Raw genomic sequence first — 19022 nt, 5'->3', positions numbered from 1 at the left:
ACCGTCTCCCTTTACTTTTTTTTGCTTTGGCGTACCGATTCCTGAACGAGATCCGCGTAGGTTTTGGAATCGCGGATCAGATCGTCGCAAAAAGCCGCGACGTCGCTGCCTGTCACCTCGAGCACGCCTCTTCCCGATGCCGCGCCTTCTTCAAAAAGATCGACGATTCCCGAGAGCACGCCGTTCCCCTCGGTCAGCTCGACCGGCCCGACCTTGAACAAATACCTCTGCATCTCGTTGTACACGATCTGATAATCCTGCGGAAGCGCTTTGACGCGGGCTACATGCGCGCGCCATTCTTTTTTGCCTTCGATGATGTCGCGGATGTTCATTTATTTCCCCTCCTGCTTCTTCAGTTTTCTGGCGACCGCATCATTCAGCTGCTCGCGCCACTTGTCGCGGAAGGACTTGGCGCCCTCTTCGCCCGCCAGCGCGGAGCAGAAGCCTTTGATGTCATCGCCCAAGACATCCTGGACGCTCTGGCCTTCTGCGGCCGCTTCTTCCAGCAGGCCGACGACGCCGTCCAGGATCGGGATGAGATTGCGGCCGCTGAAGTCGGAATACGGCCAAAGATTCGCCTGGATGGCGGCCCATGCCGCTTGATGATCCGCCGGCAGCTTCTTCACTCTCGATTCAAATGTCCGGATTTCCTTGTTCATGTCGCTGCCCGTGACCTTTTCCCAAAAGTTCATGACATTTCCTCCTTCAGTTCCTGCAGCTTAGATGAGACGAACTGCCATTTTTCCCAGAACCGCCGCAGCTCCGCGCGACCCGCATCGTTGATCGCATAGAATTTCCGCGGCGGTCCAACGTCGGACGGCTTCTTGAACGTTTCCACCAGCTTGTTTTTTTCCAGCCGGATCAGGATCGTGTACACCGTCCCCTCTACGACATCCTTGAAGCCGAGCGCGTTCAGCCGCCGCGTAATTTCATACCCATAGGTTTCTTCGCGGCTGATGATTTCGAGGATGCAGCCCTCCAATACGCCTTTGAGCATTTCCGTCAAGTTTTCCAGCACGACCACTCCTTGCTATTCAGTAAGACAGGTATCCTGTGACACTTACTACCACTACAAAGTAACACGAAGTACCTGGCAAGTCAACCGCATTTGCCTATTTCATCCATCGACTCCGCGTCGCCCGCCGGCATGGAGCTTTCCGGGAAAGCAAAAAAGCCGCGTGGCATGCGGCTTTTTCATCCATTAATGAAGTTAACCCTAAATGGCATTAACGTCGATTCCGATGCCATTCTCTATCGACGGAGGCTAGATGCTCAGTCCGCCATTGACCTCCAGCACGGTGCCGTTCACATAATCGGCGGCATCCGACGCGAGGTACAGATACGCCTGAGCGACATCCTCCGGCTGTCCGAGCCTGCGCAGCGGAACCCGCTCGCTCATCGCGGCGATGGCCTGCTCCGGCATGGACGCGACCATGTCCGTCGCGATGAAGCCGGGAGCGACCGCATTGACGCAGACGCCCTTGTAGCCGAGCTCCTTCGCCCAGGTGCGGGTCATGCCGATGACGCCTGCCTTGGCGGCCGCATAGTTGGTCTGGCCGAGATTGCCCTGCACGCCTACGATCGAGCTGGTGTTGATGATCTTGCCCTTGCCTCTGGCAGCCATATGCGGGGAAACATGCTTCGTGCAGTAGTACACGCCGCTCAGATTCACGTCCAGCACCTGCTTCCACTGCTCGGTCGTCATCCGCGACAGCATCGCGTCCCTCGTGATGCCGGCATTGTTGACGAGGATGTCGATCGCTCCCAGCCAGGCGAGCGCGGCGTGGGCCATCGCCTCCACCTGCTCCTCGCTCGAGACGTCGACGGCGATGAAGCGGGCTTGCCCCTGCAGCTTCGGATCGAGCGACGCGATCCGCTGCATCCCAGCGGCTTCGTTGTAGTCAGCGACGACGACCCGCGCTCCCTGCTCGAGGAAGAGCGTGGCCGCGGCCCAGCCGATGCCGCCCGCTCCGCCGGTGATGATCGCGGTCTTTCCATCCAATCTCATGCTCATGCTCCCTCCTGCAAAAACGATTGTACGACATCCAGCAGCCGCTCGGGATCGTCTATGAGCGGCGAATGGCCGCAGCCCGGCAGCAGCGCTTCGGCCGCTCTGCCTCGGAAATCCTCCATCAGCTCGCGATGCATCGCCTCGCTGATCACCTTGTCCTCCGTCCCACGGACCGCCAGGACCGGAGCCTCGACGAGGTCGACGGCTCCGGTGCCGGCTCCGGCGGGATGATCGAAGCGGCTGATGTTGAACGCATTGAGCGCCTCATAGATGTCCATCAGATTGCGCTGGGTCAGGATATCCTCCAGATAAGCCTCGTACCGCTGCGGCTCCGGCTGCCGGCGCTCGTAGATGACGGCGTCGAACAAGGCTTTCATGAACGGCTTGTCGCGCTCCTCGTTCGCCTGCAGGATCCGCCGGTTGCGGCGGTCCGCTCGGATTCCGTCTGCGCTCGTCAGCCTGCTCGAGAGATCCGGCCTGCCGTCCGGTCCGTCTTCATGCTGCGGGTATCCGCGAGTCGAGACCGAGGCGAGCAGCACCAGCCTGTCGACCCGCTCCGGATGTCGAGCCGCCAGCTCCATCGCGACTCCGCCGCCGGTCGACCAGCCCCAGACGATGGCGCGAGGCAGCCCGATCTTCTCCATGAATGCCGCCACATCGTCCGCATAGTCCGAAAGCCGGACTGCCGGAGCAAGGTAAGTCGACGTGCCGAAGCCCCGCAGGTCGACGGCATAGACGGCATACCGGGCTTCCATCCGCTCCAGGACGACGTCCCAGTGGACCGAGGAGTTCATGTTGCCATGAAGGAGCAGCACGGCCTCCTCGCCGCCGGAGCGCTGCCGATAACCGATCGTCTCTCCGCTGTCGAGGCGGACCGATTTCAGCTCCACGGACATGGCTCATCCCCCCAGCTCAGCGTCGTCGCTCCCCAAGCGTAGCCGATGCCCGCTGCGGCGAGAGTCGCCGCGTCTCCCGGCTTCATGCGGCCATCCCGGGCGATCAGTTCGAGATGAAGGATCGGATCGAACTGTCCCATATGGCCGTAGTCCTCCAGGTAGATCGCCCGCTCTTCCGCAACGCCGAGCGCGCGGAGCACATGATGATGCGCGGAGCGCTTCATATGCAGCAGTCCGAGATAGGCCAGGCCGGCCGGGTCATCGCAGCCGCTGTCCGCGGCCGAGCGGCGGATGACCTCCTCGAACCGCTTCATCGACAGCCGGTCGAGCCGTTCCTTCATCGCCTCGGCATCCTGCACGCGGAAGCGCGGCTCGCCGGCCGCCAGCAGCTCGGGGGTGAGCGGCCGACGGGTGCCGCCGGCGCCGACGACGACATCCTCGCTGAACGAGCCGTCCGTCAGCAGCGCGATTTCCAGCAGCCGGGGGTACTCAGCTCCCGCGTCCCTGCGTAGGATCAGCGCTCCGCCGCCGGCAGACAGGTTCAGCATGAACCGCGTGGCGGGATCGGCCATGTCGATCAGGTCGCCATTGCGGTAGCCGCCTGCGAGCAGCACGGTGCGGAGCGACGGATCGCCGCTCATCATCGTCTTGGCGATCTTGAGCCCGGCGATCGCGGTGCAGCAGCGCAAGGCGATGTCCCAGCCGATCGCCCGCCGCGCGCCGATCTCCTCCTGCAGCTTGAGCGCGGCCGTCCATACTGGGTGCTCCTTATGCTCCTCGCCAATGTAGATGACGGCGTCGATGTCCATCGGATCGACGCCGCTGCGCGCCAGCGCCTGCCTGGCGGCGCGGATGCCCATCTCGCAGGTGCCGTCCTCCGGGCCGGGCACCGGCTTGCTGCGCAAGCCGAGCTTGGACTCGACGACGGGCTGCGGCACGCCGGACGCCTCGGCGATCTCGGCGCTGGTCATCCGGGCATCGGGGATGTAGAGGCCGACGGCGATCAGCGAGACGGCTTGTTCGGCATGAGCTTGAAGAGTCATGATGGGAGCTGCCTCCTTTCCAGCATGCTTTTCATATAGTCGGCGGCTTCGTCCAGGGTGGCCATCGTCAGCTCGACCTGCTCCTGCACATGCGTCACCTTGATCCTCCACCCGCTCGGACTGTCGCAAGGGGTGCAGCGAACGACAAACGAGCACAGCGCGGACTCGCTCATGGCCTCTCCTCCTCTGGATCTTCCGGCTGCCGCCTGCGCCGCATGGAGCTCAGCCAGGAGGCGCAGGTGCCGGCGATGCCGGACGGAAATACAAGCACGACGACGATGTAGAGCAGGCCGAAGAAAATGATCCAGCGCTCGAAGATGGGATGCACGCCGGCGAGATCGGTGAGCAGCTGATGCGCCCACTCGATGACCGCGGCGCCGATGACGGCTCCGTACAGCGTGCCGACGCCGCCGATGATCGTCATGAGCAGGGCGTTCAGCGTCATGTCCATCGAGAACACCGTCGTATTGACAAAACGCAGCGTCAGCACGTAGAGCGACCCGCTGATGCTGGCGGCCGCGCCGGCGACGACGGACGCCGCGATCTTGTACGGGACGATCCGGTAGCCGAGCGACTCGGTCCGCTGCTCGTTCTCCCGGATCGCCTGCAGCACCGAGCCGAGCGGAGACCGGGTAAATCGGCGAAGCGCCACGTACACCGCGGCCAGCGTGCACAGGCAGACCAGATACAGCGTCGCGCGGTCCTTGAGCGGCTCGGGGATGGCGAAGGTGAAGCCGTCGCTTCCTTTGGTGAGCGAGCGCCATTTTTCGGCGGCGACGAGCAGCAGGCCGGCGAAGGCAAGCGTGAGCATCGCGTAGAAATGGCTCTTGAGCCGCAGCGAGAGCACGCCGACGAGGTAGCTCAGCGCGGCGGCCAGCGCCATGCCCGCGATTACGGACAGCAAGAGCATCGGCAGCGTAGCCTCGAACCTGCTCAGAAACAGGCCGGTCGAGTAGGCGCCGAGGCCGAAGAACATCGCGTGGCCGAACGACACGATGCCGGTGAAGCCGAGCAGCAGGTCGTAGCTCATGGCAAACACGGCGAGAATGAACACCTGCGTCAGCAGGATGAACAGGCTGCGCGAATCGCTGACCGCCGGCAGCGCGGCCAGCAGGACGAACAGCAGCAGGACGACGACGTTATGCGTGCGGCTGGACCTTCCCTGCAGCGCGGACAGCCTGCCCATGACGCTGCGGGCTCTTTTTGGCGGCGCGGCCGGCTCGGATCGGGGCTGAAGAGGCGTGCGGCTCATGCTCCGCCTCCCTTCGCTCCGAACAGGCCGGACGGGCGGACGAGCAGCACGAGCACCATCAGCAGCATGTTGGCCGCCAGCGACAGATCCGGCACATAGTAGGCCATGAGCGCGCCGGACAGGCCGACCAGCAGCGAGGCGAGCGCCGAGCCCTGGATGCTGCCCATGCCGCCGATGACGACGACGATGAAGGCGAGGATCGCGAACTGCATGCCCATTTCCGAGAAGACGACGCCGGAGTAGGGAGCGAGCAGCGCCCCGCCGAAGGCGGCCAGCCCGGCGCCGAACATGAAGACGAGCGTGAAGACGAGCCGGATGTTGATGCCGAGCGCCTGCACCATGTCGGGATTGGCGACGCCGGCGCGCACGATGAGGCCGATCCGGGTGCGTCGCAGCAGCAGCGTCAGTCCGATATAGACGAGCGCGCCGACCAGAATGATGAACAGCCGGTATTTGATGAGGATGACGCCGCCGGCATCCCAGCTTCCGCTCAGCCATGCAGGCGTCTCCGCCTTGAGCGGATTCGGGGTGAAGACGACCTTGAGCAGCTCGCTCAGCACGAGCATCGCTCCCAGCGTCACGAGGATCTGCTGGACATGGTTGCCGTATACCGGGCGGATGACGACGCGCTCCATCACCCAGCCGAGCAACATCCCGATGACGACCGCGCCGGCCAGCGCCGCCGCGAACGACCCGGTCAGCCCGTACAGCCAGACGCCTCCATAGGCGCCCCAGGCGAACAGACCGCCGTGAGCGAAGTTAAGCACGCTCATGAGGCCGAAGATCAGCGTCAGGCCCGCCGCCAGCAGAAACACCAGCATGCCGGTCGCTAGGCCGTTGACGATGAGGTTCAATAAGGAATTCACGAATGCCCGCCTCCTCTCCCGTCTTCATGCGATTCCCAGATATTTGCGGCGCAGCTCGTGATCCTCGTTCAAGGCCGCCATCGAGCCGCCGCTGACGATCCGGCCCTCGTCCATCAAATAGAAGGCGTCGCCGATCGCTTGCGCCATCATGAAGTTCTGCTCGACCAGCAGCACCGTCGTGCGCTCGCGCATGAGGCGCAGCGCTTCGACCAGCTTACGGACCATGATCGGCGCGAGTCCTTTGCTCGGCTCGTCGATCAGCAGCAGCTCGCTGTTGCCGACATAGGCGCGGGCGATGGCGAGCATCTGCTTCTGGCCGCCGCTCAGCAGGCCGCTCTTGCGCTCCCGGAACGCCGCGAGATCGGGGAACAGCTCCAGCATCCACGAAAGCCGCTCCCGGGCGGCGGGATCTCCGCGCTTCATGGCGATGCGCAGCGTCTCGTCGACGGTCAGGTCGGCAAAAATGCCTTGATCCTCCGGCACGTAGCCGATGCCGCGCCGCGCGATCTGATAGGCGGGCAGCTTCTCCACCGGCTCGCCCTTGAACAGAATCCGTCCGCCGCTGGCGGCATTCAGCCCCATGATCGTGCGCAGGGTCGTCGTCTTGCCGGCGCCGTTGCGCCCGAGCAGCACCGTCACCTCCCCCGCCTGGATGTCCATCGTGACGCCCTGGAGAATATGGTATTGGCTGATGTGGGTCTCGACGGATTCAAGCTTCAGCAGCGTCATCGTACCATCCTCCCAAATAAGCGGATTGGACCGTCTCGTTGCCCATGATCGCGGCCGGCGTGCCGTGAGCGAGCAGCTCGCCCTGGTACAGCACGGCGATCTCGTCGGACAGGTCGAGCACCATCTCCATCTTGTGCTCGATCAGCACGATCGTGCGGCTGCCCTGGCGCTTCACGTCGCGGATCACCTCGAGAATCGCCGGCACCTCCTCCAGCGAAATCCCGGCGGTCGGCTCGTCCAGCAGCAGCAGGTCAGAGTCGAGCGCGAGCAGCATCGCGATCTCCAGCTTCCGCTTTTCGCCGTGGGCGAGCTGGATCGCCGGGGAATTCCGCTTGCCGGTGAGCCGCATGAGCTCCAGCAGGCTTTCCGCCTCGGCCTCGAACTTGCGGTGGCGACGCAGGGAGGAGAAGAAGTCGTAGCGCACGCCGGCGCGGGATTGGACCGCGAGGCGGATATTTTCCAGCACGCTCAGCCGCGGAAAGACATGGGTGAGCTGGAAGGAGCGGCCGATGCCCCGTCGAGTCCGTTCATAGGAAGGCAGGCCGGTGATGTCCATGCCTTTGTAGGTAATCCGCCCCGATGTCGGCTTCAGCTGGCCGCTCAGCAGGTTGAACAGCGTCGTCTTGCCGGCTCCGTTCGGCCCGATGATGGACAGGAACGAACGGTCGGTGACGGCGAGGCTGACCTCACGGACGGCCGCATGGCCTCCGAACGCGACCGTCAGCCGGTCGGTTTCCAGGATCGGCGGCGCAGCGGATCTTGCCGCCTTGGCGCTATTCATAGCGATTCAGCTCCTTTCATCTCTCGCGAAGCTTGCTCTGGATGGAAATCGGCAGGGCACCGGGGCGCCCTGCCGATGGCAGCATTACCGCTGGTTGCGGATCGCCGGCGCCGTCTCGTCCGGAGCCAGCTCGCGCATGAGGACCGGCACGGGATAATCGACGCCGTCCTGCTTCTCCAGCTTGATCGCGTAGAGCGTCTGAAGCGCCTGATGGTCTTCCTTGCGGAACGTCATCTTGCCCTTCGGCGTCTCGAAGGACATGCCCTCCATCGCGGCCGACACCTGGTCGCCGTCGCCGACGTCGCCGCCGAGCTTCTTGATCGCCTCGACGATCGAGATGGCCGCCGACATGCCGCCCGGCGTGAACAGATCCGGCACCTCGCCGCCGAACCGCTTCTTATGCTCGTCGACCAGCCACTTGTTGACGTCGTTGTCCGGCAGCGTGTGGTAGTACACCGAGAAGCCTTCCATGCCGACGAGATCGTTCATCGTCTTGAGCGCGGCGATGTCGGGCGCTCCGGTCGAGATCTTGATGCCCTGGTCCTGCACCTTCATGTCCTGCAGCTGCTTCCACGGCGAGTTGGCGCCGGCCCAGACGATGAACAGATAGTCGGGCTTCGCCTGCACGATCTTCTGGATGCTCGCGGTAAAATCGGTCGCCGCGGCATCCGCGTACTGCTCCTCGACGATCTCGGACCCCAGCTTCACGGCCGCTTCCTTGAACGCGGCGATGCCGTCCCTGCCGAATGCGCTGTCCGGAGCGAACGTAGCGATCTTGACGCCCTTGCCCGCGATCGCGGCGGCCCCGGCGATCGCGTCCTGCGAGGAGCTGCGCGCCGTGCGGAACACGTATTTGTTCCACTGATCGCCGGTGATGCTGTCCGCGACGGCCGGTTCCACGACCATCACCTTCTTGGCCTCCTCGACGAGCGGCAGCACGGCGAGCGTGTCGCCGGAGCTCGAGGAGCCGACCAGGAAATCGACCTTGTCGGTTTCCAGCAGCTTGGTCGCCTTCTTTACGGCCACGTCGGGCTTCGTCTCCGTATCCTCGAAAATGAACTCGATCTTGCGGCCGCCCGCTTCCCTCGTACCGTCCGTCGCGTAGTCGATGCCGAGCTCGAAGCCACGGGTCGTCTGCTTGCCGTAGCTTTCCAGCGCGCCGGTCAGCGACGCCAGCACGCCGATCTTGATGACGCCGCCCGCAGCGCCTTCCGCTCCATCTTTTCCTTCGGCCTGCGAGCCGCCGTCGGAGCAGGCCGCCGACAGCAGCAGCACGGCCGCCATGACGGCCGCGCCGCTGATTCTGGCCAATCGCGAGCCTTTCTTCTTCCTCATCGTCATCGTGAATTCCCCCTTGAACGGCTTCCTTCCCGTTCAGCATACGGGCGACGGGTTGCAATCCGGTTGCAGCGCTGGAGCCGCTCTCACGCGCTCTCTTCGCTGCAGCGCTCCATCAGCTCGCGCAGGGCGGCCGTAGGCGCGACGCCGAGCTCCTCCTCCAGCGCCTCCTCGGCGCGGCGGTACCATTTGGCCGCCTGCTGGCGGCTGCCGAGCAGCAGATGGCATTCCATCAGCATCCGATAGGCCTCTTCCCAGCAGCGGTCCTTGGCCAGCATCGCCTCCGCCCACCCGATCGACTTGTCGTAGGCTCCGCGCGCCGCGCAGATTCGGCTGAGCCGCTGAGCGCCGCGCAGGAAGAGCACCTGCAGCCGCTCGCGCTCCTCGATGCACCAGTCGTCATAGCGCCGCTCGGGAAGATAATCGCCTTGGTACAGCTGAAGCGCCTGCTCCAGCCATCGCTCCGCCTCGTCCCTGCGCTCCGCCTCGAGCCCTTTGCGCACGCCCTCCTCGAATTGAGCCGCGTCGAGCGTCCAGCTCGCTTGGGGATGAAGCCGGTACAGCGGACCTTCGCGAATGACGAAATACGGCTCGCCCCGCAGCCGGCGCTGCGGCTCCAGCGCCGCATGCAAGGCGTTCAGCGCGACCTTGAAGTCGCGGTTGGCCGCTTTTTCGTCCGCATGGGGAAAAAGCTGCAGCAGCAGTTCCTCCTTGCTCGTCGCCGAGCGGCGCTTCGTCACGAGCAGCTGGAACAGCTCCTTGGCCTTGCCGCGCTGCCAGTCCTTGTCCTGCAAGTACGTGCTGCCCAGCCGCAGCCTGAACGTGCCGAGCGTCTCGATATGCAGCGTGTAGCCGGGGTGATAGGTCAGCTTGTCCATGCCGAGCTCCGCCAGCAGCGCCGCCGCATGGGCGCCGCCGATGCCCAGCCGCTCCGCCTCAAGCAGCAGCGGCACGAGCTGCTGCGGATCGGCCGGCCCGAGCAGCGTGCGCGCGGTGAACAGGAAGCTGTAGCCGCCTTGCGCGACGCGGTGCAGGAAGCGCTCCATCGCGGCGGCGAAGCGGCCGTCCTGCTGCTGCCGATAGGCGGCAAAGGCGAGCCACATCTCGCCGAGAGCGAGGCCGAACTCGTCCCCGCAGGCTTCGAAGCGAGCCTTCGCCTCCTCGAACCGCTCCTCCGCTTCCGGCCAGCTGCCGTTTTCATAGAGCACGATCGCCATGCTGAGCCGGATGAGCGAGGCCAGCCAGCCGTCGTCGGCCCGCTCCGTATCCTGCAGCGCGGCTTCTCCGTAGCGCATGGCGGCGCCGACGGCGCGGCCGCGGCCGTGCAGCAGGCATAGGCCCATGTTCGGCTCCGCCGTCCCGCGCGGCATGTCGAGGCGGGTCATGATGTCGAGCGCCGCATGGTAGCATTCCGCCGGCACCTTGGCCTCGTATGCGCCGGAGAGCTGCGCCGCATGCCCCATGCGGATCCATCCGCATGCCTCGACAAAAGGCGCCTTCAGCCGGATGCCGCGCATCATGCCGGACTCCGCCGCCGACTTGGCCGCCGCCGCTTCGCCGCAGAGGCTGTGGATCAGCGACTGGAGCAGCTCGATCTCCCGATGCGAGCGGGACAGCGTGCGGCCGACCTGCCGCATGCCGCGGTACGGCGCGCCCGTCTGGGATTCTTGGAGCTGCGCGCTTTCCAGCAGCAGCGCCGCCTCCTTGAGCCTGCCCGTGCGCAGCGCCAGCCTCGCCTCCAGCAGCAGGTCGCGCCGCTCGGGATCGAGCTGCAGCGAGCGCGCGGCCCAATCGCGCGCCTCCTTGCCGTGGCCGCGGTTGAGCTTGTTCTCCGCCATGAGCCCGTACAGCCGGGCCAGATGCTTGCGGCCGAAGCCCGGCTCGCGGGCGCCTGCCGGCTCCTCGCCGGCTGAGGCGGCCGGCTCCGCGGACGCCGATCCCGCCTCGGCAAGCGCGATCGCCCGCAGCAGCGGCGGCTCGGCGAGTCCCGGCTGGATCGTATCCAGATAGAACATCGCCTGCCCTTCGAGCGCAAGGCTATGGACGAGCGCATCGCCCCGCTCCCGCGCATGCCGCTCCGCCAGGCTGTAGCTGGCCATCGCCTCCTCATAGGCGCAGCGGTAGCGGAGGACGTCGCCCTGCAGCACATAGAGATGAGGCGTTGAAGCTTTCCATAGCTCCGGCAGCGGCTGCAGGCAGCTCAGCACGGCCTCCAGATGCCCGCCGGCGACGAGCTGCGCTCCGCCTGCTGCGAGCAGCGCGGCCATCGTCTCGGGATCGTCCAGCTCCGACGCATGCTGCAGCGCCAGCTCCATCCGCCCCTTGGCCGCCGTCTCCTGCACGGCCCGTCGCAGCAGCAGCTCCCTGCGTCCGCCCTGGAGCCGCAGCCGCTCCTGCAGGAACTGGCGGAACAGCGCATGATAGCGGAACTGATGCTCGTCGATCGGCGTGAGGAAGCCGCTTTGCGACAACGCCGCGAGCTGCGCGCGCGAGCCCTCGCGTCCGCAAACGGCGTCGCACCACTCGCCGGTCAGCTCGTCGAACAGGCTCGTCTCGAGCATGAACGCCTGCATCGCCGGCGGCTGCTTCTCGAACAGCTCCGCCGCCAGGAAGGCGAAAAGCTCCTCCAGCGACTGGCGCGGCTGCAGCAGCAGGCTCTCCATCGACTCGCCGGTAGCGGCAAGCCGCTGCCAGACGAGCTGGATCGCGATGATCCAGCCCTCCGTGAAGGCGAGCAGCCGCTCGGCCTGCTCGCGACCAAGCGGCTGCCGGTAATAATCCGAGAACAGCACCTCGATGTCCTCCGCCGAAAAGGCCAGGTCGTCCCGAGACAGCTCGAGCACTTCGCCGCGCACCCTCATGGACGTGAGCCCTTCCCACTCGGGCTTGACGCGGGAAGAGACGACGAGGCGCAGGCTCGGACAATCGGGCAGGTACGAGACGACATATTGCATCCATGCGTCGATCCACTCGTTCTGCCCGACGGACTGGTAGTCGTCCAGGCAGAGGAGCAGCGGCTCGGACAGCAGCAGGCATTCGTTCAGGAAAAGGTCGGCCAGCAGCTGCACGTCGTCCGGCGAAGCCGGCTGCAGCCGCTCCAGCTCCGCCAGCAGCGATTCGCCGAAGCCGGGCGCGGCCATGCGGATCGAGGCGATGATATGATGCAGAAAAGGAAGAAGGTCATGATCCTGCGCGGAAATGCCGTACCAGGCATAGCGGCAGCCGCATTGCCGGACATAGGCGGCGAGGGCGGTCGTCTTGCCGAAGCCGGGGCCGGAGGCGAGGAGCGTGAGCGGAGTGCGGGGAATGGAGCGGAGCCGCTTCATCAGCTTCGGGCGCTGCAGCCAGTGGCTTTTGGCAGGAGGCGCCATGAGCTTCATTTTCAGGATGCGGAACGTTTTCATGCGCAACCTCTCTTTTCCTTGATTTCCAGCTCATTGTATCATAGCGCCCGACCGCCTGACAGCGTTTACATAAAGCGGCGCCTCCGCCACCCCACGGCAGCTCCGACGTCGCCCCTCGTGAGCCGGTCAGCCCGCCTCAGGCGGCCCGAACAGAGGGACGAGCGTCTTTTTGTCCAGCTTGCCGACCGCCGTCTTCGGCAGCTCCTCCAGCAGCACGATCCGCTTCGGGACCTTGTAGCCGGCGATGGAATCGGCGCAGAACAGCTGCAGGCTCCGCTCGCTCGGGCGGCAGCCCGGCTTCGGCACGACCGCCGCCGCCACGGCCTCGCCCCATTTCGGATGGGGAATGCCGACCACGGCCGCGGAGCCGACCTCGGGGTGGCGCTCCAGCAGCTGCTCCACCTCCAGCGGGTAGACGTTCTCGCCGCCGGTGATGATCATGTCCCTTTTGCGTCCGACGATGTAACAATAGCCGTCGCGGTCGGCCCTTGCCAGATCGCCGGTATGGAACCAGCCGTCCTGCAGCGCCTCCGCCGTCGCGCTCTCGTTGCCCCAATAGGAGTGGAAAAGATGCCGGCCCCGCAGCAGCAGCTCTCCGACCTCGCCGGCAGCCGCGTCACGGCCGTCCGCAGCGGCGAGGCGCATGTCGGTGAACAGCATCGGCAGCCCGACCGAGCCCGGCTTGCGCCTCGCTTCGGCTGCCGAGATGAAGAAATTGTTGGGTCCGGACTCCGTCGCGCCGTAGCCCTCCTTGAACGGCAAGCCTCTGGAGGCGAACGCCTCGTAGATGCGGAGCGGGCATGGCGCTCCGCCGGACAGGAAGGCGCTCATGCGGCTGAAGTCCGCCGAAGCGAATCGCGGACACTCGACGAGCAGATGGTACATCGTCGGCACCATGAGCACGATCGTGCAGCCTTCCCGCTCCAGCAGGTCGATCATGCGCTCCGGGTGAAACGCCTCGACGCAGATGACCTTGCCGCCGGCCATCAGCACCGGCAGCGTCAGCGCATTGAGGCCGCCCGTATGGAACATCGGCAGCACCGTCGGCGTAATGTCGCGTTCGGTCAGCTGCCAGCTGGCGACCGTATTGAGCGCGTTCCAGTAAAGGGAGCGGGCGGTGAGCACGACGCCCTTCGGCTGGCCGGTCGTGCCTCCGGTGTAGATGATCAGCCACGGACGGTCGCTGTCGTCCTGGCGCTCTCCCCGGCTCGCGGCGGCGGCCGCCTCGGCGGCATCGTCGCCGCTGCCGGCAGGAGAAGCGGCCGCCGGAGAGGGGGCTGGCGAGCCGAATGATTGCGGCGATGTCTCCGCTGCAGCCTCCTCCTCCGCCTCGTCGAGCCTCGACAGCGGCAGCCAGCAAGGACCGGCGCCGTCGCAGCCGTCGGCCCTTGCGGCGCTGCCGATGCTTCCGACGTTTCCAGCGCTGCCGCTCCACGGGCCGCTTCCTCCCTCCTGATGCCAGATCAGCTTTGGCGCGCAGTCGCCGACGATCTGCCTCAGCTCCCGCTCATGCAGCCGCCGATTGAGCGGCACGAGCACCGCTCCCGTCAGCCGGCAAGCGAACAGCAGGATCAGCATCCGGACGTCGTTCGGGCACAGGACGGCGATCCGGTCGCCGCTGGCGATGCCGAGCCGGACGAGCAGCGCGGCCGCAGCCTTCGACCTCGCTTCCAGCTCGCGGTACGTCAACCGGCAGCCTCCGCTTTCATCCATGACGGCGATCCTTCCCGCCGAGATTCGGCATCTGCGCTCGAACCATCCCTCTGAAATCATCGTTCTCTCCCCCTCAATCTCGATGAACCGCTCCTTTCAGTTAACCTGAGCGAGGTTGCAGAGGGGTTGCAGGCTGCGGGCGGCATGGGAAAAAGCCGGTTCGCTGGAACCGGCTCAGGAGTTTCAAGGCTAGGAGTGTCAGGGCCAGGAGTTTCAAGGCGATAGGGATGGACGGCCCTCCTTCGTCACGGCCTCGGCATTCCCCGTTTCCGCGCGGCAAAAACGACATTGCGGGCCTTGAACTCCGTCGGCTCGTCGTACTTGTCCTCCTCGATCTTGACGTCATGCCCGGAGCGCAGCAGCACGTCCCAGCCCTCGTAGGCTTGCTCCAGCAAGGAGCGGGCACGGTTCTCCGACAGCCTGAGCTCGATCTGCGGCGGCAGCTCCTCTCCCGTCTCCAGCGCCGTCTCGCGCAGATTCGTATTCATCGACAGCCCGTGGATGCCGCCCGGCCGGGTCGCGTCCTGAAGCTTGCGGATGACGCGCAGCAGCGCCTCCTCGGACGATACATGCTCGAGGCAGCCGCAGGCGAGAACATAGTCATACGCCTCTGCCTCGAAGGCCTCCTGCTCGACATCGGCCCGGATCGCCCGCACCTGATCCGCTACGCCGAACTTGGCGGCGTTTTCCTGCAGCTTGTCGACGGCTGCCTCCAGCAGATCGGTGCCGACGATGCGGCCGTCTCCCGCTTCCTGCAGCCTGCGGGCGATCGGGATGGCGTTGCGGCCCGGCCCGCTGCCGAGATCGAGCACGACCGGGCTCGGATTGTCGGCCAGCAGCTCCTCGAGCAGCTCCATCGCAAACGGAAGCGGCTCGGCCATCCAGCTGCCCGGCTTCAAAATGTCCTGCTCTTCATAGAGCTTCGCGTGATAGTCCTTCTCCGCCTCTCTCGCCTGCTCGAATTCCGATGCTCCCATGAACAGCTCCTCCTTCGCGGTCTTGCCGCCTCTCTTCCTCGATCTAACTCTATCTCTTCATACCCGCCTTTGAAGCTCCGCCAATCGACCGATTTCGTCTTCCAGCCGATCTGTCGGATCTAGTCCGAAGGACCTGATTTTCGCCAATCTTCTCTACGAAGCTTCCAATCTGGGGTAAACTGGTTCTATCTGATCGCAATCGCCTGCAAGGAGGTCCCTATGCCATCCGACATGCCTGAAACCGGCTTCCGCTCCCGCTCGGAGCGCAAAAAAAAGAAAAACACGACCGTCATCAACGGCGTGCTGGCGGCCGCCGGGCTAGCCATCGTGCTGACCGCCCTCTTTTTCGTCATGTATCCGTTCGACAAAGACAACAAGGAGCTCGCCTCGGGCGTTCCCTCCGCCTCCCCGTCGCCGTCGCCGGCCAGCTCGGCAGAGCCGGCCTCGCCTTCGCCGGAAGCATCGGCTTCGCCGCTGCCGTCTCCTGCTCCAAGCGAGGAGCCCAGCGCTTCAGCCGGGCCGTCCGAGCCGTCTCCTTCCACGGCGCCGGATGCGGAGCCGACGGACAAGCCCGAGGCGTCTGCCGCTCCGGCGAAGCCGTCGCCGAAGCCGAAGCCTTCCTCCTCCGGCACCTACACCGTCAAGGAAGGCGATACGCTGACGTCGATCTCGGTCGCGCATTACGGCTCCAAGGACTACGTCTCGCTGATCGCGGAGAAGAACGGGATCGTCTTCGTCAACGACATGAAGCCGGGGGACAAGCTGACGCTGCCTCCGGCGTCGTCCAAGCCTGCTGCCGGCGGCAAGAAAGGCTCCGCGCCGAGCGGAACGAAGGAGATCGACTACTCCAAGGTCAAGCTCCCTGCGACGTACCTCGTCCTTCCCGGCGATACGTTCTACCGCATCTCGGTCCGCTTCTACGGCACCGGCAAGCATGCCGAGCTCATCGCCAAGAAAAATGGCCTGGAAGCCGAAGCCGGCCTGAAGGCGGGAGACTCGATCGTCGTCCCGGCCAAGCCTGCCGACTAGGCGCTCCTGACGAAGCGTCTCGTCTCATCCGCAGCCCAAAAAGGAACCACGCCGCCAGCGGCATGGTTCCTTTTTGTCGTTTAAGCCGATTCAAGCCTAAGGCGATTCTATAATCCCAGCTGATGGCCGCGCTCGAGGCGGCTGATCTGCTGCTCGCCCGTATCGGCCAGCTCGCGGAACTCCTCGATCGTGCCGCGCAGCTTCGGCAGCGCGTCCTGCTTGTAGGCGCTGATGGAGTCGAGCGCCGACAGCACGTCCGCGAACGCCTGCTTGAGCGTCTCCACCGAGACGCTCGATTCCAGCGCCTGCTTATGGATCTCCGCTCCCTGCGTGTTCAGCAGGCGCGACGTGCCGGCGATCAGATTGTTCGTCGTCTGGTTGAGCACCTCGATCTTTTTGAGCACGATCTTCTGATGGTACAGCGCGCCGGCGACCATGACCGCGATCTTCAGCGCGGAGACGGTGACGTTCTGCGCCCGATCGACGCCGCGCATCAGCTCCTTGTTGTTGCGCCGGACGACCTCGATCGCCATGATGCCCTGCTGGTTGACGACGAGCATCTGCTGCAGGTCCATCACCCGCTGCCGCATCGGGAAGAGCACCTCCTCCGAGATGAAGCGGATTTTGTCCGGGTCCTCGTTGCGGGCTTTCGCCGCCTCGATCTGCTTCTCGATCGATTCGTCCATGAGCAGGCCGAGCTGAATCTCCTTCTGCAGCCGCTTCGTCAGGTCGCGCAGCGCCGCCTGCTCGATCTCGAGCGTCGTATTGTCGTTCTTGAGCGTCGTTTTGCCCTTGCTCAGCGACTCCACGATATCGGCGATGACCGCATCGGCTTTCTCGAAGCGGAGGAAGTACGCGCGCAGCGGATTGAACAGCTTGCCGAGCAGGCCGGTCTTGGCGAAGTCGACCGCGCTCGGATCGAGATCCTTGAGCTGCGTATGCAGCTCCGCCAGCCCTTTCGCCACCGGCCCGCCCTCGTCGCCGGCTTTGGAGAGGCTGCCGACCGTCACCTGCAGCAGAGCGTTTTTGCCCGACGACGTCTTCATCGTCGCCATGCCGAACTGCTCGATCGTCTGCAGGATCTCCTTGCGCTTCTCGAACGAGTCCAGATCCAGCTCCATGATCGCCGAGACGTTCGACTCGGCCTGCGCCTGCAGCTGCTTCACTTCCTCCGGCACCGGCTTCACTTCCTGCTCGATGGCCGTCTTGATCGCTTCGGGACTCGGGACTTCCAGGGAAAATGCCATGCGTTCATCCTCCTCCAGGGGTATCGGCGCCGCGCGCCGCGATTACATCTGCACGTTGAACAGGTTTCCGATCTTGTACACGACATCGTCGGTATCGGCGTTGATGCTCGCCGCCTCGTTGATGCCGGAAATGCTCTCGAGCGCCTTGATGTTGGCGTTGTAGCCGATCGTATAGATCGGAATCTGATACGCTTCGATCAGATCGCGGATGTCCTTGAGCGAGCTGCCCTTGTTCGTCTCGCCGTCGCTCAGCACGAAGATGAGCGGCCGCGCGTTCGGATCGGTCTGCTTGTAGTCCTCCAGCAGCTTGATCGCCGCCAGGATGCCGTCAAACGTCGCCGTGCCGCCGCTCGCCTGCAGGCTGTCGACCGCGCCGACGAACATCGACTGCTGGTTCGTATCGTACTTGGCGATCGGCAGCCGGATGCTGACGCGGTCGGAATACGAGACGAGCCCGATGCTGTTGTCCTTGCCGAGATACTTCTGGCCTTTGACAAGCGACTCCTTCAGCCGGTTGAGCGGCTCGCCCGCCATGCTGCCGGAGACGTCGGTGACGAACACGGCCGCGATCGGCTTCGCTTCGTTCTTCTTCTCCTTCCACAGCTTCTGCGCGGAGGCCAGCAGCGCACCGTCGACGGCGGGCAGCTCCGGCTGGTAGCTGTCCAGCCCGTTGAAGCCTTTGTCGGACGCCGCCTTCTGCTGCTGGGCGCCGAGGGCGAACTCGGCGAACTTGCGGGCGATCTCCAGCTTCTCCGGGCCGATGTCGCCGAGCGCGTAGAGCGGGCTGTCGTGGCGGACGCCGAACGGCGTGAACACGTAGCCGCTTTTGAAGTCGTCCGCATTGACGAACGTCTGGTATTCCAGCACGAACGCGTCCAGCCGGCCCGACTTGGCCGCCTCCCGCATCTGGATCGTCGTCGAGGCAGTGAACGGCACGTTCGCCTGGAACTTCTGGAACCCTTGGACGGCCGTCTCGCTGAGCAGGTCGGAGCTGTCGAACGTATAGAGCGCGGTCAGCAGGAAGTTCAAGCCCGTCGAGCTGGCGAAAGGATCGGTATAGCCCATCGACAGCTTGTTCTCGGCGATCGCGTCGGTGACGGTCTTGACGTTGACCGCGCCGTAGTCGCCGACGATCTCGTCGTACTTGGCCTTGGCCATGACGATGCCGGGCACGTTGCCCGCCAGCCGCTTGGCGACCAGCTCCGTCTTGACGCCGCTGGCCTTGACCATCTCGCCCCACAGCTCGTTGGACGGCGTGAAGGCGTCCGGCACATGCTTGCCGCTGCGGATATAGTCGGCCGCCGTGCCGGAGGCGATGTTGCGGATCTGCACCGACGCCGGCTTGCCGCCGGCCTGGATGCCGGCCTTGTTGAACGCCTCGCCGACCTCCGTCAGCCAGCCATCGACGCCGCTGCCCGATTTCTCCGTGGAGGAAAAGATCTCCAGGAACGTATCGGTCGTCGGCTCCACGGCGATCGGGAACTTCGAGATGTCCGGCAGCGAGGCCGCGACATCGACCGGATCGAGATCGATCTGGCCTTTGACCGGCGGCTCGGTCGTCACGCCGAGCTTGCCGTACAGCTTGGCAAGCTTCGAGGCGGCGCCCTCGGCGCTCACCTGCTGATCGGTCTTGCCGAGATTGGAGGTGAACTGGATGCCATAGTAGACAAGCGCGAAGACGGCGAGGATGAGGACGATGGATACGAATGCAAAACGGCCTTTTCTCATGGCGGACG

Annotated in this window: 18 protein-coding genes; 1 reads left to right on the top strand and 17 read right to left on the bottom strand. The window is 64.9% G+C overall.

Annotated features, from left to right (window positions below):
• Positions 1–11: 11 nt before the first annotated feature.
• The 15 genes from H582_RS0105520 to H582_RS0105450 all read right to left on the bottom strand — a co-directional run bounded on the left by H582_RS0105520 (position 12) and on the right by H582_RS0105450 (position 15010).
• Complete coding sequence (locus tag H582_RS0105520; protein WP_028597736.1) at positions 12–332, bottom strand: DUF1048 domain-containing protein; 321 nt, start codon at positions 330–332, stop codon at positions 12–14.
• Positions 333–692 carry a DUF1048 domain-containing protein gene (locus H582_RS0105515; protein WP_028597735.1) on the bottom strand — a complete coding sequence of 120 codons (360 nt, stop codon included), beginning with the start codon at positions 690–692 and terminating at the stop codon, positions 333–335.
• Complete coding sequence (locus H582_RS0105510) at positions 689–997, bottom strand: PadR family transcriptional regulator (protein WP_276203375.1); 309 nt, start codon at positions 995–997, stop codon at positions 689–691. The genes H582_RS0105515 and H582_RS0105510 overlap by 4 nt, the downstream gene beginning before the upstream one ends.
• A gap of 267 nt (positions 998–1264) precedes the next feature.
• Positions 1265–2008: a 3-oxoacyl-ACP reductase FabG gene (fabG, locus tag H582_RS0105505; RefSeq protein ID WP_028597733.1), complete on the bottom strand. Its 744-nt coding sequence runs from the start codon at positions 2006–2008 to the stop codon at positions 1265–1267.
• Between the two features lie 2 nt (positions 2009–2010).
• Positions 2011–2907: an intracellular short-chain-length polyhydroxyalkanoate depolymerase gene (phaZ, locus tag H582_RS0105500; protein ID WP_028597732.1), complete on the bottom strand. Its 897-nt coding sequence runs from the start codon at positions 2905–2907 to the stop codon at positions 2011–2013.
• Entirely contained in the window at positions 2892–3950 is a 1059-nt protein-coding gene (locus H582_RS0105495; RefSeq protein WP_028597731.1) for a 3-oxoacyl-ACP synthase, read from the bottom strand. Before H582_RS0105495 ends, phaZ begins: the two co-directional genes overlap by 16 nt.
• Positions 3947–4123: a hypothetical protein gene (locus tag H582_RS31605; RefSeq protein WP_156876689.1), complete on the bottom strand. Its 177-nt coding sequence runs from the start codon at positions 4121–4123 to the stop codon at positions 3947–3949. Before H582_RS31605 ends, H582_RS0105495 begins: the two co-directional genes overlap by 4 nt.
• Positions 4120–5136: a branched-chain amino acid ABC transporter permease gene (locus H582_RS0105485; protein ID WP_043110958.1), complete on the bottom strand. Its 1017-nt coding sequence runs from the start codon at positions 5134–5136 to the stop codon at positions 4120–4122. The genes H582_RS31605 and H582_RS0105485 overlap by 4 nt, the downstream gene beginning before the upstream one ends.
• Positions 5137–5198: 62 nt before the next feature.
• On the bottom strand, positions 5199–6068 hold the full coding sequence (locus H582_RS0105480; protein ID WP_028597729.1) for a branched-chain amino acid ABC transporter permease: 870 nt from the start codon (positions 6066–6068) through the stop codon (positions 5199–5201).
• Between the two features lie 24 nt (positions 6069–6092).
• The gene (locus H582_RS0105475) at positions 6093–6797 is read right to left on the bottom strand and encodes an ABC transporter ATP-binding protein (RefSeq protein ID WP_028597728.1); all 705 of its coding nucleotides are present in this window, start codon (positions 6795–6797) and stop codon (positions 6093–6095) included.
• Positions 6778–7578, bottom strand: coding sequence for an ABC transporter ATP-binding protein (locus tag H582_RS0105470; protein ID WP_052332992.1), 801 nt, complete (start codon positions 7576–7578; stop codon positions 6778–6780). The genes H582_RS0105475 and H582_RS0105470 overlap by 20 nt, the downstream gene beginning before the upstream one ends.
• Positions 7579–7662: 84 nt before the next feature.
• Positions 7663–8913 carry a substrate-binding domain-containing protein gene (locus H582_RS0105465; protein ID WP_028597726.1) on the bottom strand — a complete coding sequence of 417 codons (1251 nt, stop codon included), beginning with the start codon at positions 8911–8913 and terminating at the stop codon, positions 7663–7665.
• A gap of 89 nt (positions 8914–9002) precedes the next feature.
• Positions 9003–12320 carry a winged helix-turn-helix domain-containing protein gene (locus tag H582_RS0105460; RefSeq protein ID WP_028597725.1) on the bottom strand — a complete coding sequence of 1106 codons (3318 nt, stop codon included), beginning with the start codon at positions 12318–12320 and terminating at the stop codon, positions 9003–9005.
• 126 nt (positions 12321–12446) lie between these two features.
• The gene (locus H582_RS26120) at positions 12447–14093 is read right to left on the bottom strand and encodes an AMP-binding protein (RefSeq protein WP_043110957.1); all 1647 of its coding nucleotides are present in this window, start codon (positions 14091–14093) and stop codon (positions 12447–12449) included.
• A 185-nt stretch (positions 14094–14278) separates the two neighbouring features.
• Positions 14279–15010: a class I SAM-dependent methyltransferase gene (locus tag H582_RS0105450; RefSeq protein WP_028597724.1), complete on the bottom strand. Its 732-nt coding sequence runs from the start codon at positions 15008–15010 to the stop codon at positions 14279–14281.
• A 219-nt stretch (positions 15011–15229) separates the two neighbouring features.
• Here H582_RS0105450 and H582_RS0105445 point away from each other — a divergent pair, with 219 nt between their 5' ends.
• On the top strand, positions 15230–16039 hold the full coding sequence (locus H582_RS0105445) for a LysM peptidoglycan-binding domain-containing protein (RefSeq protein ID WP_028597723.1): 810 nt from the start codon (positions 15230–15232) through the stop codon (positions 16037–16039).
• Positions 16040–16146: 107 nt separating this feature from the next.
• On the opposite strand, the gene H582_RS0105440 is transcribed toward H582_RS0105445, so the two are convergent.
• Together H582_RS0105440 and H582_RS0105435 are read right to left on the bottom strand one after the other, a co-directional pair.
• Complete coding sequence (locus H582_RS0105440; RefSeq protein WP_028597722.1) at positions 16147–17286, bottom strand: toxic anion resistance protein; 1140 nt, start codon at positions 17284–17286, stop codon at positions 16147–16149.
• A gap of 42 nt (positions 17287–17328) precedes the next feature.
• Positions 17329–19014: a VWA domain-containing protein gene (locus H582_RS0105435; protein WP_028597721.1), complete on the bottom strand. Its 1686-nt coding sequence runs from the start codon at positions 19012–19014 to the stop codon at positions 17329–17331.
• Positions 19015–19022: the final 8 nt, after the last annotated feature.

It is taken from the genome of Paenibacillus pasadenensis DSM 19293, from assembly GCF_000422485.1.
Classification (GTDB): Bacteria; Bacillota; Bacilli; order Paenibacillales; family Paenibacillaceae; genus Paenibacillus_O; species Paenibacillus_O pasadenensis.
Note: the sequence above shows the minus strand (reverse complement) of the source record. Positions and strands in the feature narration are given on the sequence as shown.